This window comes from Vibrio sp. Vb1574 (assembly GCF_033338675.1).
Window position 1 is genome coordinate 1 of sequence record NZ_JAWOTC010000173.1, and the last position, 1,507, is coordinate 1,507.

At 45.4% G+C, this 1,507-nt stretch carries 1 protein-coding gene; it reads right to left on the minus strand.

The window, feature by feature from the left end; genetic code table 11:
- A partial coding sequence (locus R7O12_RS24545; RefSeq protein ID WP_318126652.1) for a methyl-accepting chemotaxis protein occupies positions 1-1,392 on the minus strand: 1,392 nt, incomplete at its 3' end.
- Between the last annotated feature and the right edge of the window lie 115 nt (positions 1,393-1,507).

Below are 1,507 nucleotides of genomic sequence, written 5' to 3' on the forward strand. Positions count from 1 at the left end.
GCTACTCATGACATTTCTGCCTTCTTCGGATGCAGACTCAACACGTTGAACCATTTCCAAAGAGCCTTGAGCGCTTTGCGCAACTTCTTGAACCGAGTGAGACATCTCGGTCATAGCCGTTGCCACGTTGGCGGTCTGCTCACGTTGTGCATTCAGCTTAGATTGCGCTTGAGAAGACGTTCGTTCGTTGGTTGTCGCGGTCGAGGCTAAGTTTTCTGATGCTTCATTTAGCTTCACTAGAATGTCGTGCAAGCTGTCCGCTAACGTGTTGATATGACCACTAACGCGGCTGAACTCGTTGTTAAAGCGAATATCAATACGTTGCGTCATATCGCCTTTAGTTAGGCTCTCTAGCGCATTGAGAATACGTGTTAATGGCTCACGCACACTTTGCGCGATGTGATAGCCGATAGCCGCCGCAAACAAAACCACAACTACACCAATCACAATCGCTTTCGTCACGCCAGCAGAGTAAATGTCACCGGCATCATCAAGAGATTCGTTTAGTTTGTCTGTTGCTGTCGTTGTGAATTGCTCAAGGATAGCCATCGTAGAATCGACTTTGTTAGCTAAGTTCGCAATGTTGTCGTACAGAGCTGCTCGAGCGTTGAGGTAGTTGTTGTGTTGGTCTAGCACACCGCCACGCATACCTACGTCACGGGTAAATTGTTCTACGGATTCGCCAAAAGCTTTTTCTAACTCAGGAAGCTGAGTGACCAACCCACGGAACGCGTAGTTCAAGTGCGTTACTGCTTTACGGTTTTTCGTTACCGCTTGCGTAACAAACTCAGGATTGGAGCTGGCCAGCGCATCGGAAGTGATCACTTCGGCATCTTTGAGTTTGATGAAGTAGCTTTTCGCCATAACTTTCACTGAAATACTCGATTGGTCTGCAACGTATTCTTTCAGGCCAACAGAAAGTTCAGTGTTGAGTTTTTGAAAGCGGCGCGATGACTTCTGCACTTCTTCTTGTGCTGAAAACATTGCTTCATAGTTGTCCATTGCTTCGAGTGCTTCGGTAAAGTAGCTTTGCTCTAGCGTCTTCAGTTGAGAAAAAGGTTCGGCAAGAGAAGGGTAGATCTGGCTTGCTGATTCGAGCTGCGCCAAAGTGGATTCAAAACGTTGTTGAGATCTCGCAAACTCCTGACGCATTTCTTCCATGCGCTGTTTATTCTCAGTGGTCAGAAAATCTTTAAAAGACTTGTCGGCAGAAAGCAGTTCCACACTGGTTTGGTTAGATAACGATACAAGGGGCAACGATGATTTAGAGACGGTTTCAAATTTACCGTGAATATCGTGCATTCCCCCCATCATAATGGCAATTGTGACAGCAAACAGGATGATGATCAGCGCAAAGCCCGCATACATCCTTTTAATAACTGAACCTCGCATAAGTGAGCTTCCTCTCCCAAAAATAGACAACATAAATAAGAATTGTCTTAAAAAAGTAACAAAATTCATTGGATTGTATTGAGTTCGTGACACACGTTTTATGACGCATACGACA